This window comes from Thermodesulfovibrio thiophilus DSM 17215 (assembly GCF_000423865.1).
Lineage (GTDB): Bacteria > Nitrospirota > Thermodesulfovibrionia > Thermodesulfovibrionales > Thermodesulfovibrionaceae > Thermodesulfovibrio > Thermodesulfovibrio thiophilus.
The window spans coordinates 101568-116707 of record NZ_AUIU01000011.1 but is presented as its reverse complement, the minus strand read 5'-3'; the positions used below and the strand labels follow the sequence as shown (position 1 = coordinate 116707).

15 protein-coding genes are annotated in these 15140 nt (G+C 35.9%); 6 read left to right on the top strand and 9 right to left on the bottom strand.

From position 1 onward, the window contains the following. Positions 1-50: 50 nt before the first annotated feature. The 8 genes from nrfD to G581_RS0101630 all read right to left on the bottom strand — a co-directional run bounded on the left by nrfD (position 51) and on the right by G581_RS0101630 (position 10306). Positions 51-1226: an NrfD/PsrC family molybdoenzyme membrane anchor subunit gene (nrfD, locus tag G581_RS0101675; RefSeq protein WP_028844325.1), complete on the bottom strand. Its 1176-nt coding sequence runs from the start codon at positions 1224-1226 to the stop codon at positions 51-53. Continuing rightward, a complete protein-coding gene (locus G581_RS0101670) occupies positions 1219-2190 on the bottom strand; it encodes a 4Fe-4S dicluster domain-containing protein (protein WP_028844324.1) in 972 nt (323 codons plus the stop codon). The genes nrfD and G581_RS0101670 overlap by 8 nt, the downstream gene beginning before the upstream one ends. A 242-nt stretch (positions 2191-2432) precedes the next feature. Next, positions 2433-4013: a sulfate respiration complex hexadecaheme cytochrome HmcA gene (hmcA, locus tag G581_RS0101655; RefSeq protein WP_028844323.1), complete on the bottom strand. Its 1581-nt coding sequence runs from the start codon at positions 4011-4013 to the stop codon at positions 2433-2435. Beyond that, positions 4010-5338, bottom strand: coding sequence for a (Fe-S)-binding protein (locus G581_RS0101650; protein ID WP_028844322.1), 1329 nt, complete (start codon positions 5336-5338; stop codon positions 4010-4012). Before G581_RS0101650 ends, hmcA begins: the two co-directional genes overlap by 4 nt. Positions 5339-5346: 8 nt before the next feature. Then, complete coding sequence (gene tmcC / locus G581_RS0101645; RefSeq protein ID WP_038064634.1) at positions 5347-6024, bottom strand: TmcC family electron transfer complex membrane anchor subunit; 678 nt, start codon at positions 6022-6024, stop codon at positions 5347-5349. Further along, the gene (gene tmcD, locus G581_RS0101640; protein WP_038064631.1) at positions 6024-7277 is read right to left on the bottom strand and encodes an electron transfer complex subunit TmcD; all 1254 of its coding nucleotides are present in this window, start codon (positions 7275-7277) and stop codon (positions 6024-6026) included. The genes tmcC and tmcD overlap by 1 nt, the downstream gene beginning before the upstream one ends. Before the next feature lie 139 nt (positions 7278-7416). Beyond that, positions 7417-9051 carry a class I adenylate-forming enzyme family protein gene (locus G581_RS0101635; RefSeq protein WP_028844319.1) on the bottom strand — a complete coding sequence of 545 codons (1635 nt, stop codon included), beginning with the start codon at positions 9049-9051 and terminating at the stop codon, positions 7417-7419. Positions 9052-9055: 4 nt separating this feature from the next. After that, a complete protein-coding gene (locus G581_RS0101630; RefSeq protein ID WP_028844318.1) occupies positions 9056-10306 on the bottom strand; it encodes a beta-ketoacyl-[acyl-carrier-protein] synthase family protein in 1251 nt (416 codons plus the stop codon). A gap of 173 nt (positions 10307-10479) precedes the next feature. Here G581_RS0101630 and G581_RS0101625 point away from each other — a divergent pair, with 173 nt between their 5' ends. The 6 genes from G581_RS0101625 to hslO all read left to right on the top strand — a co-directional run bounded on the left by G581_RS0101625 (position 10480) and on the right by hslO (position 14706). Next, entirely contained in the window at positions 10480-10812 is a 333-nt protein-coding gene (locus tag G581_RS0101625; RefSeq protein ID WP_028844317.1) for a hypothetical protein, read from the top strand. 157 nt (positions 10813-10969) lie between these two features. Beyond that, entirely contained in the window at positions 10970-11443 is a 474-nt protein-coding gene (gene greA / locus G581_RS0101620; RefSeq protein WP_028844316.1) for a transcription elongation factor GreA, read from the top strand. Further along, positions 11436-12182 carry a dihydroorotate dehydrogenase electron transfer subunit gene (locus G581_RS0101615; RefSeq protein ID WP_028844315.1) on the top strand — a complete coding sequence of 249 codons (747 nt, stop codon included), beginning with the start codon at positions 11436-11438 and terminating at the stop codon, positions 12180-12182. The genes greA and G581_RS0101615 overlap by 8 nt, the downstream gene beginning before the upstream one ends. Next, positions 12179-13093, top strand: coding sequence for a dihydroorotate dehydrogenase (locus G581_RS0101610; RefSeq protein ID WP_028844314.1), 915 nt, complete (start codon positions 12179-12181; stop codon positions 13091-13093). The genes G581_RS0101615 and G581_RS0101610 overlap by 4 nt, the downstream gene beginning before the upstream one ends. Continuing rightward, positions 13074-13850: an SAM hydrolase/SAM-dependent halogenase family protein gene (locus G581_RS0101605; protein ID WP_156875173.1), complete on the top strand. Its 777-nt coding sequence runs from the start codon at positions 13074-13076 to the stop codon at positions 13848-13850. Before G581_RS0101610 ends, G581_RS0101605 begins: the two co-directional genes overlap by 20 nt. Then, the gene (hslO, locus tag G581_RS0101600) at positions 13843-14706 is read left to right on the top strand and encodes an Hsp33 family molecular chaperone HslO (RefSeq protein ID WP_028844312.1); all 864 of its coding nucleotides are present in this window, start codon (positions 13843-13845) and stop codon (positions 14704-14706) included. The genes G581_RS0101605 and hslO overlap by 8 nt, the downstream gene beginning before the upstream one ends. Here the strand turns inward: hslO and G581_RS10240 are convergent. Next, positions 14666-15109, bottom strand: coding sequence for a DNA polymerase ligase N-terminal domain-containing protein (locus G581_RS10240; RefSeq protein ID WP_051178677.1), 444 nt, complete (start codon positions 15107-15109; stop codon positions 14666-14668). The two genes, hslO and G581_RS10240, sit on opposite strands and share 41 nt — an antisense overlap. Positions 15110-15140 lie beyond the last annotated feature (31 nt).

The following is a 15140-nucleotide window of genomic DNA, read 5'->3' as shown; positions in this document are numbered from 1 at the left end:
CAATTTAACTATTTGATTTATTATGTTTTTTATATATCTATCCATGCATTCTAAGAGAGAATAGACATTCTTCTTACAATAAATCTGTAAAACAATACTATCAATGTTACAACACCAAGAGACAAAGCAATTTCCATCCATGTTGGATAGTATTTCTCTTGCAATGGAATATACCAGTTGTAAGCAATAAGACTTACATTGAAACGATTAAGAATTACTCCAGTAACAACCCAGAATGTCGTAAACCGAACAAGTTTTACCTTTTTATTTTTTACTGAATTTATTAAAACCAAAGCCGGAGCTAAAACAAAGCCAACAACTTCCAATAGATACCAGTATCCATACTCACTTTTCAAATAATGCCAGTTATTATAATGTGTAAGATCAAGAACTTTTAAAATCAGATAAACAAAAAGTATAATAACCAGAGCTTTTGCAAGTCCCAATGTTTTATTATCAAAATCTGCCCGATCAAAAGTCTTCAATTGATCCCTGAAAACTTTATGAGAGATTGTACTTTCAATTATTACCATTGAAATTCCGGCAAAAAGCGCTGAGACGAGAAAAAAAAGCGGTAACAAAGCTGAATACCAGAGAGGATGAATTTTTGTTGGAGCTACAAGGAATAATCCTCCGAGAGCTGACTGATGTCCACCTGCGATTATTACACCAAAAACAGTTGCCCAGATACCAAGTTTTGAAAAGAAATTTTTTGCCTTTTCAATCCCAAGCCATTCAAAAAATGCCGGAAACCATTCAATAAGACAGATAATGATATATAAAAAGAAATGCCAAGCAATTAAAAATAGTATAGAGTTTAATCCCCATGACCATCCAATAACATAAAAAACTCTATAATACCTACCAAGGTCAAACATAAGCGCAAAAACAGCAAATATATATCCAAGAAGACTTGAAAGAATAGCAGGACGGGCAAAGTGTTTATAATCCTTTGCCCCAAATAGATAGACCACTGTTCCTACTGTGAGTCCTGGTGCTGCAAGAGCTATACCCGCCAGTATATCAAAGCTTATCCAGAACCCCCACGGATAGGTATCTGAGAGATTTGTTGCTGGTCCAAGTCCGTAAATTAACCTGTAAGCCATTGCATAAAAGGAAAAACACAGGATAATCAAAGCCATAAAATTCAATAAAGTGGCATGCTTTGAAATATATTCTCTACAATTCATACCAAGAAGGATTTTTTCATTAAACCAGTTACTCATCTTTCTTGCCTTCTTTTTTGCTTCTATTTTTTGAAATCATATAGTATGCGCCCCATACAAGAGGTGCAGCAGCAACCACTTCAAGTACTTTAACTGTGAAAAGAAAACTTTTACTGTGAGCAGGTATCGGGGTTTTATCAAGTTCTGGAAATCCGAGCTTCTCAAACGGAATCTGCGAAATATAAAGCCAATTAGTTCCTCCTGCTTCATGCTCTCCATATACATGGTTGATATATCTCTCCGGATTTTTATTTATTGTGTTATAAGCAAGTTTGAGCATTTCACTCCTTTTTCCAAAAATTAAAGCATCTGAAGTACATGATTCCACACACGCAGGTACTTTCCCATCTGTGACTCTGTCAAAGCACATTGTGCACTTTGTTATCTGGGGTGTGAGTGCATTATAGTATTCATAGGCAGGAATGTCAAAAGGACAGGCAATCATGCAGTAACGACATCCAACACATAAAGAAGGATTATAAAGAACCGCACCCTGCGGAGTTTTCTTAAAAGCATCCACAAAACATGCATTCAAGCACGCTGCTTCAGCACAATGCATACACTGTTTTTTTACATAAACAGGCTTGTTTTTACTATGAAATCTGTTTACAACAGTAAACTCACCTGCATGAGTTCTGCGAACTCTGTCAAAAACCGATGGTTTTTCATCCTTTGATGCTTCAAACTCTTTAACTGGCCTGTTTGGATTTTTATTCCATTCATTACATGCCCACTCACAGCGTCTACAACCAATACACTTTGTAATGTCAACAAGTACTGCATATGACTCATCAATTTGTGAATTTGTTTTCTTTAGCTCTTCAAATTTTTCCCAGTTTTTTTTATTTGCCTTATTTTGAGTTGAATAAACAGATAAAGGTTGATCAGAAGCATTTGAATTTCTGGCTATCAATAGACTGCCAGCAATTGTTAAACTTCTTTTAAAAAACTCTCTTCTATTCATTTACAACCTCTAATATTTTTTCTTCTCTCCAAGCATTGAAAAAATCACTATAAAAGCGAAGACTGATAACGCAGCAATCACATATTCATATCCATGATTAGAAAAAAGTTGTTCAAATATATACATTTTAAACCTCTTCAATTGATTTTGAAACACTGTATGTCAAAACAACACAATTTCTAGCTTCTGAAAAGAATATGAATGTTGTGCCAGCACAGGGAAAAAACCAGTATCCTAACGATTTAATTTTTCTTTCTTTCATGACACTCAGTACATTTTTTGGGTTTCTCAAGTTTCATATTTTCATGACATTTAATACACATCGTATGATATGCTGATTCAAGTCGTGGTCTTCCAAGTGCGTTTGAGTCAAATGAAACACTGTGACAGCTTACACAAATTGGAGGATTGTCTTTTTTTGCTTCAGCATCCTGCTTGCTTTTATGATGACAGCCTCTGCATATTGTCGTGATATCTCTATGAAAATAAGTAGCGAGTTTGCTCTGATTCGATACATCAGTAAGCTTTTGAATCATTTTGTAATGAGGCATTTTGGTTGCTTCAAATTCTTTTTCAATATGTTTTATTACCACCGCTTTTTTCACTCTCTCAGATGGAATAGTTAATAAAGACACTTTCTCTATTTCCTTTTTACCTGTGTGACAGCGTTTACAGACTTCTTTATTTGCTATCTCTGTTGTAACAGGACTGATAAAATAATGGCAACCATAACAATCATTTTTATTCATTGCAGTTCTATGACATCCCTGACAGCTATTCTTAGAATTCAGGGAATGGTAGGCAGTCAGAAGATTAACAAAACCACCTTTTTCATCACCTTTAACTGTGTGACAATCTTTACATGCTCTAAGTGTTTCATGATGGCATTCTCTGCATGTTTTATTGTTTTTTTCATGAAAAGAATGGTCAAAAGCAACACCTTTCATCTTTGCATCTTCAATATTTATAAAAGCTTTCTGTGGTTGCTCTCTTTCCGGTCTTGGTATATCTTTAAGATCTTCTACTGTTTTATACTTCTCTGTGTGACATTTTGAGCAAACCACAGGTCCTGCTTGTTTTCCCTGCTCTTTATTGGACAGATGACAGTTTAAGCAAAGAGTATGGCATGCTCTTTCCATGTTTAAATCTCGTTCCTTTGCTATTTTTACTATTTTCGATAGTTCAGGACCTCTCTTCTGATTTAAATCATGACAGTAATGGCATGACTGTTCAGTTCCCTTTTCATAGAAAAGAGCGAGTTCCTTGTTTTTCTCCTCAACATCATAAATATGATGACAGAGGCTACAGTCTTTGTTATGTTTTTTTACATGTTTATCATGCAGTGCAAAATCAAACTCAAATACAGAATACTTGATTTCTGTTTTTTCATAATCTTTTTTATGACAGTCTCTGCAGGAAAGGATTGTAGGCCCAGATTTCTGTTTTTGAATGTTTAATTTTTGATGACATTTTAAACACTCTTTATGATAGGCATTTTTGAGTGATTCAGGATTTTTCCTGTCCACATCTTTTGGAAAATCAAAGATAAAATCGCCATATTTATTCTGAGAATGGCATTCACTACATATGGAACTGTCAGATTTTTTAAGGACTTTACTTAATGAATCTATATGTTTTTGATGTTCAAAAATAACTCTGCCATACTCAAGACTACCAAATACTTCCTTATGGGCAATGCTGATTTTATTTGCCGGACTCTTGATGGTTTGAGGTTTTTCTTTAACAGAATATATGTTTCTTGCCTGAACCAGAATTAAGCCAGATAGGACAAATACAATTATTATGAAAATTGAACGTTTCATGCTCTAAGCTCTTCAGGTATCTCCATTGTTTCTGCAATTACATCAGTTAAAAACTTAACATGCACGCCGAGTTTGTAGTAATCATTCAGATCCTCAATACCTTTATGACATGTATGACATGGAGCTATAACAATCTTTGCTCCTGTATCCCTTATCTGGTCTGCTTTAACCTTGCCTCCTTCAATTCTTGCCATTTTCCATGGTGGTCCAGCATCAACCATACCTCCACCTGCAGAACAGCAGTAGTTGTATTCATATCCCGGATTAATGTCAATAAAGTTCTCGCAGGTCTGTCTGATTATATATCTGATCATATCTCCCATTCCCCTGTATCTAACTATATTGCAGGGATCTTGAACAGTTACAGGTTCTTCAATTTTTTTTGCTATTTTTATCCTGCCTTCCATGAAAAGTTCATAAAAAAACTGAACTCCATGAATATATGGAATTGGTGATTCTTTCCATCCTAAAAATCTCACACCTTCATAAATGCCGGTTCTGAAAGCATGACCGCATTCACCCATTACAATTCTTTTTACTCCCAGATTAAAAGCATTTTCATAATGTCTTCGTACAACCATACTCATTGTTTCATGGTCCTGCGCGTAGAATGCCTTGTTTGTGTAGTCCCATCCATCTGTATCAGGCATTGTCCAGTCAATTTTAGCAACATTCATTATTTTTGCCATATTTGTCAGAAGTCCTGTCATGTATTTCGCTTCAAGTCCATGAGCGAGATATAAAACATCAGCGTCTTTTTTACCAAGTGGAATTCTTGCATTTTTAATTTCAGCTCTTAGTTCATCCTCAAGCCATTGAACTGTATCAAGCCATTCATCCTGTCTGAACCATAACATATTCGTTGTCTGCATATGGCTTAAAGCCTGATCCTGAATATACTGGGGTACAGTCCCTATAAGACAGCATATTCTCCTTACAAGAGAGATTAGATAAGCAATATCTATTCCAAATGGACAAAACTGAACGCATCTTCGGCATAAGTTACACTCTGTAAAAGCAATTCTTGCATACTTTTTAATATCTTCTTTACTTACATTTCCATCCTTATCCAGCATATCCCATACTGTTTGCTTCACTTTTGCAGCAGGAGCATAAGTTGGATCATTATCATGGCTAATGTAGTGATGACATGAATCTGAGCACATTCCGCATCTGACACATGTCTGAACAAATGTCTTAAGACGTGCTGACGCTTCAGCTTTTAAAACCCAGTCAATTGCTTTTTTTATTTTTACTTCATCGACATGTTTAAGTGTTTCGTCAATCCCTATATCTGTAACAGATTTTCTTTCAAATGTTGCCATATTTCACCTCAATAGTCCTTTGAATGTCTTACTGCACCAAATTCACTTCCTGTATGAGCTCTTGTAAGCCAGAAGAAAAACATATGGCTCAGCCTTGTAAAAGGAATGGACATAAGCATAATTTCACCTGTGATAAAATGGATTGTGAGCATAACTCTAGACTCAAGCAATAATTCATTATGGGCAAGAAATCCTGTTAGAAAAGTCATAAAAACAACTGTAAGAGCAATGTAATCTCCAGAAGAACTTAAAAATCTAACATCTGACTGGAATATTCTACGAACTATAAGAATAATTATACAGCTAATTACCACCATGGTCATTGAATCCGCAACTGAAACAGGCAATTCGCACCAGCTTACTCCCCATGATTCATGCCAGAGTTCAATATGTCCTGCTAAAAATATGGGTGTGACAATGGCACATATATGAAAAATAAAAGTTATGGATGTAAACCACGGATGTTTTCTCATGCTTATACTTCCATATGGAGTAAGCCAGTGAATTAGTGAACGAAGAGTATACTTCAAACTTAGATATGGATATATAACTCTTTCACTCTTTGCCATTTTTAACATGGATGTGATTTTGTAAAGCATTCCAGTAAAAAACACAATAAATGCAAGCCACACAAGTGGTCCTCTTGCAAGGGTATAAATTGAAGGGTCTTTTAAAAACTGTTCCATTATCCTAAAATTTCTCCAGCAGTGCAAACTTTTCTAATGTATTTACCATTGCTTACTGCCCTTATTAAAATCTTCTCTCCATCAGGGCTAAAAACAGGGTCCCATAACATATCAAAAATTTCTTTCCCTGCTCTACCATCAAGGACAATAAAAAATTTACCTTCTTTTTCTGCTTTTACTGCAATGTGATTCCCCTGAGGACTGAATTGAGGCATCCATACTCTATCAAACCATTCCTGCCATGGCTTACCATCAACAGCTACAGTCCATTTATTGTTCTCTCTCACCAATGCTGCAACTTTTGCCCCGTCAGGGCTAAACACCGGAGGCAGGACTGCCTGAGAGAATGTTTGTCTCCAGATTATTCCATCAACAACTATACTCCATCGTCCAAATTCCGGAGCAGCCACTGCTGCAACCTTCTTTCCATCAGGACTTATTCTTTGATTCCAGAGCTGTACAAAATATTTATTCCAGATTGGTTTTCCATTTAAAGCCATTGTCCATCCTTTTGACAATTTAACAGGTACCATAACATCTGATTTATTGATAAATATAGGTTCCCATACATAAGAAAATATCTCATCCCAAAGATTGCCATCCACTGAAACAGTAAAATCCTGCTGATCAAGTCTTACTGAAGCAGCAACTTTATTGCTGGCCCGGTTAAAAGTTAATCCAAAAACAGAAAGAAAGTTTTTATCCCACGCCTGTCCATCAATACCTGCTGTCCATACTCCTTCTTTAAAACTGAAAATATCAAGAAGTGGAGGATTCTTTGTTCTTACATAGCAGGCTGTTCTGTTACCATCTGGAGATATGAATAAATCTCTTGCATCAAAAAATAGATTTTCCCATATTTTTCCGTTTACGCAGACTCCATATAAATCACCCTTTTTTATATTAAAAGCAATCGTATGTCCATCATCACTGAATTGAAGATTCCATGCGTAATCAAAGGTTTCTTCAAGAACTGTTTCTTCAACAGAAAGAGTCCATTCATAATTTTTAAGGATAAGACAGACAATTCTACTGTCAGGAAGAAATCTCATAAAACAAACCCTTTCAAATGTATCCTGCCATGTTTTACCATTTATGCAAACAGTAACCTTTTTATCTTCAAGCTCAACGGGTGCTGATATTTTTTCTCCATCAGGACTGACAATAAATTCATGAATAAGAGAAAACTTTTTTCTCCATTCATTTAAATCGCTTACGAGCTTATCTTCTATTTCCCAATTCCAGTCGAACATGTCAATCGCTATCTATTAAAAAACAGACGTTTAAAAAAGTCAAGCTATTTGCTTGACCTACATGAGCAGTATTAATGTTCTTATACTGAATTTCAATTCAGTAAGCTTCAATTCTGCACATTTTGAAAATCAGAAAAGATTAGCGTAAAAGTAAGCCCTTTTTTAAATCATCAATTGCCTGCTCACGAAGCTTATAGTGCTGTGTTTTGCCTGTAGCTGTTATGGGAAGAGAATCTACAAATCTCCAGTATCTAGGTCTTTTATAAGCAGGAAGCATTGGATGTTTTGAAATAAATTTTTTAAGTTCCTCAACACCAAGAGAATCATCTTTTCTAACTACATAAGCCACAGGAACCTGCCCTCTTTCTTCATCAGGAACTGCAACAACAGCACAATACCTAACCTTTGGATGGTCCTGAACAACCTCTTCAATCTGAATTGGATAGATGTTCTCTCCTGCTTCAATAATCATATCATCTTTTCTTGAAACAATTGTTATATATCCCTGTTCATTCCATGTGGCAAGGTCACCTGAATAAAACCAGTCTTTGTTAAATTTTTTCTCTGTTTCCTCAGGCCTGTTATAGTAGTCATATGCACATGTAAGCGTCCTTATAATTACCTCGCCAACTTCTTGATTGTTTTTCTCTACCAGTTCATCTGGTTCGGCAAGTTTATCTTCATAAACTTTAACAACCCTTACATCATCAGAAAAGACTGCTCTGCCAGCAGTTCCAGCCATTTGAGGAAGATCCTCAGGGATTAAAAGCGTATTCTGGAATGTTTCAGATGTACCGTATCCATTGAAAATATTTGGCGTAAAAATCTGCTGCATTTCAATACATAAAGAACGATCAAGTGGAGACCCCATACTTACAACTCCACGTAAGGAACTTAAATTGTAATGATATTTTTTTTGATCTTCAATCATTACTTTATACATGGTTGGAACGCCAATGATGAATGTAATTCTGTATTTTTCTATTGCCTCCAGAGCAGGCTTTGGATAAAACCTTCTGATTAATGCAATGGTTGCACCAATATAAAGTCCTGGATTCGGACCTCCAAAATGTAGCCCTCCCCGGTGAAACAATGGAGAAAGATTCATTAAAATATCATTTTTATTAAGCCCGAGATTGATGATTATATTAAGAGCAGTTAAAACTTCGTTGATATTGTTTAACGGAATTCCCTTTGGTCGTCCAGTAGTTCCAGAAGTATATAAACGCGTCACTTCTGCAAAAGCATCTTGAGGAGGATTCATTGGTTCATCCACCGATTGGCCTTTAATATAAGAATCGTAGGAAATCGCAAAATCGCACTGTCCCTGACCAACTGAGATAATTCTTCCTGGTTTATGTCTACTGAGTTTCAATGCATATCTTACATTTTCCTCAAGAGATATATCAAAAAGGAAGACAGCAGGTTTAGAGTCATCTATTGTATAGGCAATCTCTCCAGCAGACAGTCTAAAGTTAATGGGGCTGTTAATAACACCAATTTTCTGACATCCCAGATATATAAATGCAAACTCAGGAACATTCATCAACTGATACATGACAACATCGGATTTGTGAACTTTGTCTTTTAATAACGCATGCGCAAAAAGATTTGCCTCTTCATTTAGTTCTTTATAGCTCCATGTTCTTGTATGGGAAGTATCAATAAGTGCGGGTTTATCAGGAAACTTTTCAACATTCCTTAAAAAACCCCTTATGTAGGTAAAATTCTTACCAAAAATATCCTGAAATCTCTGGATATTATAATTACTCATGGATTTATCTCCTTATGGATTTGATTATTAAAGATGCATTAATTCCCCCAAAGCCAAATGAATTTTTTAAAACCACATCAACATGTTTTTTTCGCGCTAGATCAGGCACATAATCAAGATCGCATTCTGGATCAGGATTTTCACGATTTATTGTTGGTGGAATAACTCCTTCAAGAATAGTTTTCACCGAAAATATTGTTTCAACCACTCCGGCAGCACCCCACATATGTCCGATCATTGATTTGTTTGAAGATACCGGAATTTTATATGCAGCATCTTTAAAAACTGTTTTAATTGCCTTAGTTTCTGTTAAATCATTTAAAACTGTTGATGTTCCATGAGCATTTATGTAGTCAACATCTTCTGGCAAGACCCGAGCATCTTTTAAGGCAGATTCTATGCATCCAACAATACTTAAAGCTTCTGGCTCGGGAGCAACCGGATGATAGGCATCGCAGGTTGCCCCAAATCCAGCAATCTCTGCAAAGATATCCGCACCTCTTTTTAATGCATGTTCATATGATTCAATGATTATGCATCCTGCTCCTTCTGAAGCAACAAAGCCACATCTAAGTTTATCAAAAGGTCTTGACGCTTTCTCAGGTTGATTGTTATATATTCCTGTGACAACTGCTCCAAGATTTTCAAGCCCTGCGATGACCATTGGTGTGATTCCAGCATCTGCTCCAATAACCATAGCAATATCAATCATATTCAGCTCAATAAGTTTTGCAGCTAGTCCAATTGCTTTTGTGCCTGCTGAACAAGCTTCCTGAAGAAAGTATTGAGGACCTCTTGCATTGAAAATTTTTGCAACCATTCCAGCAACCGGGTTTGAAGCAATATTTATTATATAAAAAGGAGAAACCTTTCTAGGACCACCTGACTGAATCGCACTTAAGTTAGATTCAAAACTAGCTGGTGAGCCAATAGCACTTGCTCCAATTATTGAAAATCTAAATGGCTCTTTCACATGTTCTGGCTTAAATCTGAAGTTATGAGCAGTAAGAAGAGCAACTGAAATAAAAAGATGAAACATTCTGTCATATCTTGAGATTGTTTTTTTATCCAGAAAATCCTCAGAACTAAAATCTCTGCACTCGCCAGCAATTTTACATTTGTGAAATTCTGGATTGAACAGGGTTATTTTATTAATCCCTGATTCTCCATTGATTAATCTCTTCCAGCATTTATCAAGACCAATGCCCAAAGGAGTGATAATTTCCATGGCAGTTATTACTGCTTTAGGGTTCATCTGGGATTACATCATAAAAAAAGAATACCTTTTTTGTCAATTGTGACATTATTTCACAAAAAATACATACATAATTTAAAAGTGCAGGAAACGATTTATACACAATAAAAATATTTTTATTGTAAAATACAAAAATATATCAAAATTTCATAACTATCTTCTAGAAAATACAAATGCAAGCTTTAATCATTGAAAACAAATGGCTTATATTATTTATACTTGAGTTTCTCGCATGGGCAATGACATTTTTTATGCTTTATACGAGATATAAAATTCAGTCTGCATTCTGGTTTAAAATTGCATTAATACTTTTTACACTTACAGGTGTTATTCCACAACTTTTATTGGGAATTGTCAATTTTATAAAATTTAAAAAAATCGACTTATTTACACTTGTAATAATATTATTAATCATCTATAGTTGCACTATAGGTAAAAAATATCTCCAAAAACTGGACTCCTGGGCAAAGGAAAAATTTTCCAGCAATAAAAAAAATATCCGATAAATGCTGTTCTTAGAATAAGCTCAAACCCTAATCTCATTTATATTGGTCTGATATTATGAGTTTTAAAATTTGTTATGACTGCTTTAGCAAACTTTACTGATTCTGTTTAATTTTGCTAAATTAAAGAATAACGTAATTTACAGAGGAGGCGAAGCTGATGGATAGAATTCCCATAACTCCTGCGGGTTATGAAAAGCTTCAAGAAGAACTTGACAGACTTATTAAAATAGAGCGTCCAGCAATTATAAAAGCAATTGCAGAAGCAAGGGCTCATGGAGATCTATCTGAAAATGCTGAATATCATGCGGCAAGAGAGAAACAATCATTTATTGAAGGAAGAATACAGGAACTTCAGGCAAAGCTTGCACGTCTTGATGTCATTGATCCATCCAAAATTAATCAAAACAGAGTTGCTTTTGGTGCAAAGGTAAGAATTATAGACCTTGAAACAGATGAAGAAAAGGAGTTTCATCTTGTTGGACCTGATGAAGCGGATGTAAAAAATGGAAAAATTTCAATAACATCTCCTGTTGGTAAAGCACTGGTTGGAAAAGAGGTTGGAGATCAGGTTACTATAAAAGCTCCTGCAAGAACTTTTAACTACGAAATCATTTCAATTAGCTTTGAATAAAGTTACTCAGGCAAAAATAGTAGATAATGAATCCCTAACAGATGATATTTTTCTAATTTCTCTTGAGATTCCTGAGCCAATAGAGTCAAAGCCTGGACAGTTCTGTATTTTAAGAATGAATGAAAGGCTGGATCCTCTTCTTGGTCGACCTTTCAGTATTTTTGATTACGAGGGCAATATAATCAATTTTTTATACAGAGTAAAGGGTAAGGGAACAGAAATTTTAAGCAAAATGGACAAAGATCAGAATGTATTGCTAACTGGTCCGCTTGGAAGATGGTATCCTTATCCTGAAAAAGATTTTGTGGTCATAGCAGGAGGCATTGGACTTGCATCGGTTTATTATTTAATGAAAAAGTTTAGAAACAGAGCTTACTTTTTCTGTGGTGGAAGGTCAGAACAAGAAATACTTTTTTACAATGAAGTTAAAACATTTGCAAAAGAAGTTTATATATCAACAGAATCCGGCACAACTGGCTACAAAGGCGTTGTAACTGATTTATTTAAAGAAAAAGGATTGATGCTGAACCTTCCAGTTTATGCTTGCGGACCCATGGTTATGTTGAAAGAGCTTAAAAGAATTGTTCAGGGAAGTTCTATCCCGTGTTATGTTGCAGTTGAAGAGAGAATGGCCTGCGGAATTGGTGCCTGTCTTGGTTGTGCTATTGAGACCAGGGAGGGATTAAAAAGAGTATGCACGGATGGACCTATTTTTGAACTCAAGGAGCTTATGCTGTGACACATTCTCTTGAGGTTCAAATCAGTAGCCTGAAGCTCAAAAATCCTGTTATTACCGCTTCAGGGACTTTTGGTTATGGACTTGAATATTCTCAGTTTATTGATCTCAATTTAGCTGGCGCCATAACAGTAAAAGGACTCTCTCTTAACCCAAAACAGGGAAACCCTCCGCCACGTATATATGAAACACCCTGCGGTATGATTAATTCCATAGGGCTTCAGAACATAGGGATTGATGCTTTTGTTGTCGAAAAATTGCCATTTTTGAGAAAGTTCGATACAAAAATTATAGTTAACTTTTTCGGTGAAAACCTCGATGAGTATGTGGAAATGGCTTCAAAGCTTGATGCTACTGATGGAATTCATGCTCTTGAGATGAATGTTTCCTGCCCAAACAAAAGTAGCGAATGGAGGAAAATGGGGCTTGAAGCAGAACTTTTAAGAAAGGCAGTTAAAGAAGTAAGGGCTGCTACATTGAAACCTTTGATAGTAAAGCTTTCACCTCAGGTAACTGATATAACAGTTATGGCAAAAATCTGCGAAGATGAGGGAGCAGATGCAGTTTCATTAATTAATACAATTCCAGCAATGGTTATTGATATAAAAAGCCGTAAAAGTATTATTGGAACTACTACAGGAGGACTTTCAGGACCCGCTATAAGGCCTGTTGCGGTTAGAATGGTTTTTGAAGTTTCAAGAGCTGTGAAAATTCCTGTAATAGGAATGGGAGGCATAGTAACAGCTGATGATGCTTTGCAGTTTTTGATTGCAGGAGCTAGGGCTATAGCTATAGGAACCGCAAATTTTATCAATCCACATGCTACATTGCAGGTAGTTGAAGGAATTAAAAAGTTTTTGTTTGAAGAAAACATTAAAGATATAAATGATCTCATTGGAAGCTTCAGAGACTAAAATAATAACACTCATCACTGACTTTGGATATAAAGATCCATTTGTGGGACAGATGAAGGGAGTGATTTTATCAATAAATCCTGATGTCCGAATTGTTGACATCACTCATAACATTGCTTCTCATGATATCGAGGAAGCAGCATTTGTTTTACTTGAAAGCTTTCAATACTTTCCAGAAGGCAGTATTCATATGGTTATTGTTGATCCAGGAGTTGGCTCAAAAAGAAGGGCATTGATAGTTTCTGCAGATGGACACTATTTTATCGCACCTGACAATGGGTTACTGAGTTATATAATAAAAGATAGAACATTCAAGGCCTTTTGTCTTGAAAATGAAAGGTATATTTTGAAAAAGGAAAGTCCAACTTTTCAGGGAAGAGATGTTTTTGCTCCTGCATCTGCATGGCTTTCTAAAGGAGTCCCTGTACATGACTTTGGAAATAAGGTCATTGATCCTGTTGTTCTTGATACGTTAACTACCAGCCTTGATAAAAGCAGGATTATCGGGAAAATTGTTTACATTGATAAGTTTGGCAATGCAATAACGAATATTAAAGTAAAAGCAGAGAAGATTAAAGAAGTAAAAGTTAAGCAATTAATTTTACCGGTTGTAAGTTGTTATGCTCACTCTGAGAATAGGCTAGCAGCATTGGTAAATAGCAATGGTTTTGTTGAGATATTTATTTATAAAAATAACGCTGCTCAGCTTTTAAACCTTAAAAGGGATGACACTGTCGAGGTATTACTTAATGGATGAGGTTATAAAAGCTCTTATAAAAGATGAGCATGTCCTGGCAGTTGCCACTATTTGTACTCAAACAGTTGATTATGCCCGCAGGATTCATGATACATGGCCAACTGCAACTGCAGCTCTGGGAAGAGTCATGGCAGGTTCCATTCTTCTTGCCTCCACATTGAAGGACAATCAGAAAATAATGATGCAGGTAAAAGGAGATGGTCCTTTGAAAGAAATATTCGCTGAAGCAGACTGGAAATATAGAGTGCGTGGTTATGTTAAACGACCTCACATCTATATGGGTCTTAAAGGAGAGAAAATCGATGTTGGAAGAGCTGTTGGAAAAGGTTTTTTAAACATTATCAGAGATCTTGGTTTGAGAGAGTACTATCAAAGCAGTGTAAGTCTGCAAACAGGAGAGATTGCTACCGACCTTGCCTATTATTTGAATGTTTCCGAACAGATTCCCTCTGCTGTATCTCTTGGAGTTTTTGTTGATCCTGACAATTCCGTTAAGGCTGCTGGTGGATTTATGATTCAGACAATGCCTGAGACAAATATAGAGATAATTGAGTTTCTGGAAAGAAAGCTTTCTCATGTCAAAGCAGTTTCATCAATGATTCTTCAAGGCATGAATCCCCTTCAAATTCTCGAAGAAGCTGTTGGTTTACCAGTTGAAGTGCTTGACCGTAAAGAAGTAACATATTTCTGTCCGTGCACAAAGGAAAGAGTTCTAAATGCCATCGTTACACTCGGAAGGGACGAAATTCAAAAAATGATTGAAGAAGAGGAAATAATTAAAGTTGAATGCTACTTTTGTAACAAAAAATATGAAGTTACTGTGGGAGAGTTGAAGAACCTGAATTCCCTCCTTTAAGTTTCAGTTTAAAGCCGTAGTCAGCAAAATTATCCTTCTTTTTTATGAAAAACCACTGTTCCGGTCTGCCTTTGATTTTTAAAAAAACAAAATTTCCTTTGAGAATCTCACCTTCCATGAAAATCTCCCACTGTCCCTCTTCAAGGGAGCCTTTTACAGTGCGATACTGTCCTTTATCCCAGATGTAAACTGTGCCAGCTCCATAATGACCTTCCGGGATTACTCCTTCGAAATTGCCATATTCAAGGTCATGGTCTTCAACCATTATTGCAAGCCTTTTGTCCTTTGGATTCATTGAAGGTCCTTTCGGAATTGCCCATGATTTAAGAACTCCGTCCTTTTCAAGTCTTAAATCAAAATGAAGATGTTTTGCATGATGCTCATGCACAACAAAATAAGGCATCACGACCTCCTTATTCCTTTTTTATAAAATA

Bases quoted from the DNA above. Each gene is read 5' to 3' on its own strand.
- G581_RS0101625 (WP_028844317.1), top strand. From the start codon at position 10,480: ATGCAAGCTTTAATCATTGAAAACAAATGGCTTATATTATTTATACTT.
- hmcA (WP_028844323.1), bottom strand. From the start codon at position 4,013: ATGAAACGTTCAATTTTCATAATAATTGTATTTGTCCTATCTGGCTTA.
- hslO (WP_028844312.1), top strand. From the start codon at position 13,843: ATGGATGAGGTTATAAAAGCTCTTATAAAAGATGAGCATGTCCTGGCA.
- G581_RS0101650 (WP_028844322.1), bottom strand. From the start codon at position 5,338: ATGGCAACATTTGAAAGAAAATCTGTTACAGATATAGGGATTGACGAA.
- G581_RS0101630 (WP_028844318.1), bottom strand. From the start codon at position 10,306: ATGAACCCTAAAGCAGTAATAACTGCCATGGAAATTATCACTCCTTTG.
- tmcD (WP_038064631.1), bottom strand. From the start codon at position 7,277: ATGTTCGACTGGAATTGGGAAATAGAAGATAAGCTCGTAAGCGATTTA.
- G581_RS0101635 (WP_028844319.1), bottom strand. From the start codon at position 9,051: ATGAGTAATTATAATATCCAGAGATTTCAGGATATTTTTGGTAAGAAT.
- nrfD (WP_028844325.1), bottom strand. From the start codon at position 1,226: ATGAGTAACTGGTTTAATGAAAAAATCCTTCTTGGTATGAATTGTAGA.
- greA (WP_028844316.1), top strand. From the start codon at position 10,970: ATGGATAGAATTCCCATAACTCCTGCGGGTTATGAAAAGCTTCAAGAA.
- G581_RS10240 (WP_051178677.1), bottom strand. From the start codon at position 15,109: ATGCCTTATTTTGTTGTGCATGAGCATCATGCAAAACATCTTCATTTT.
- tmcC (WP_038064634.1), bottom strand. From the start codon at position 6,024: ATGGAACAGTTTTTAAAAGACCCTTCAATTTATACCCTTGCAAGAGGA.
- G581_RS0101670 (WP_028844324.1), bottom strand. From the start codon at position 2,190: ATGAATAGAAGAGAGTTTTTTAAAAGAAGTTTAACAATTGCTGGCAGT.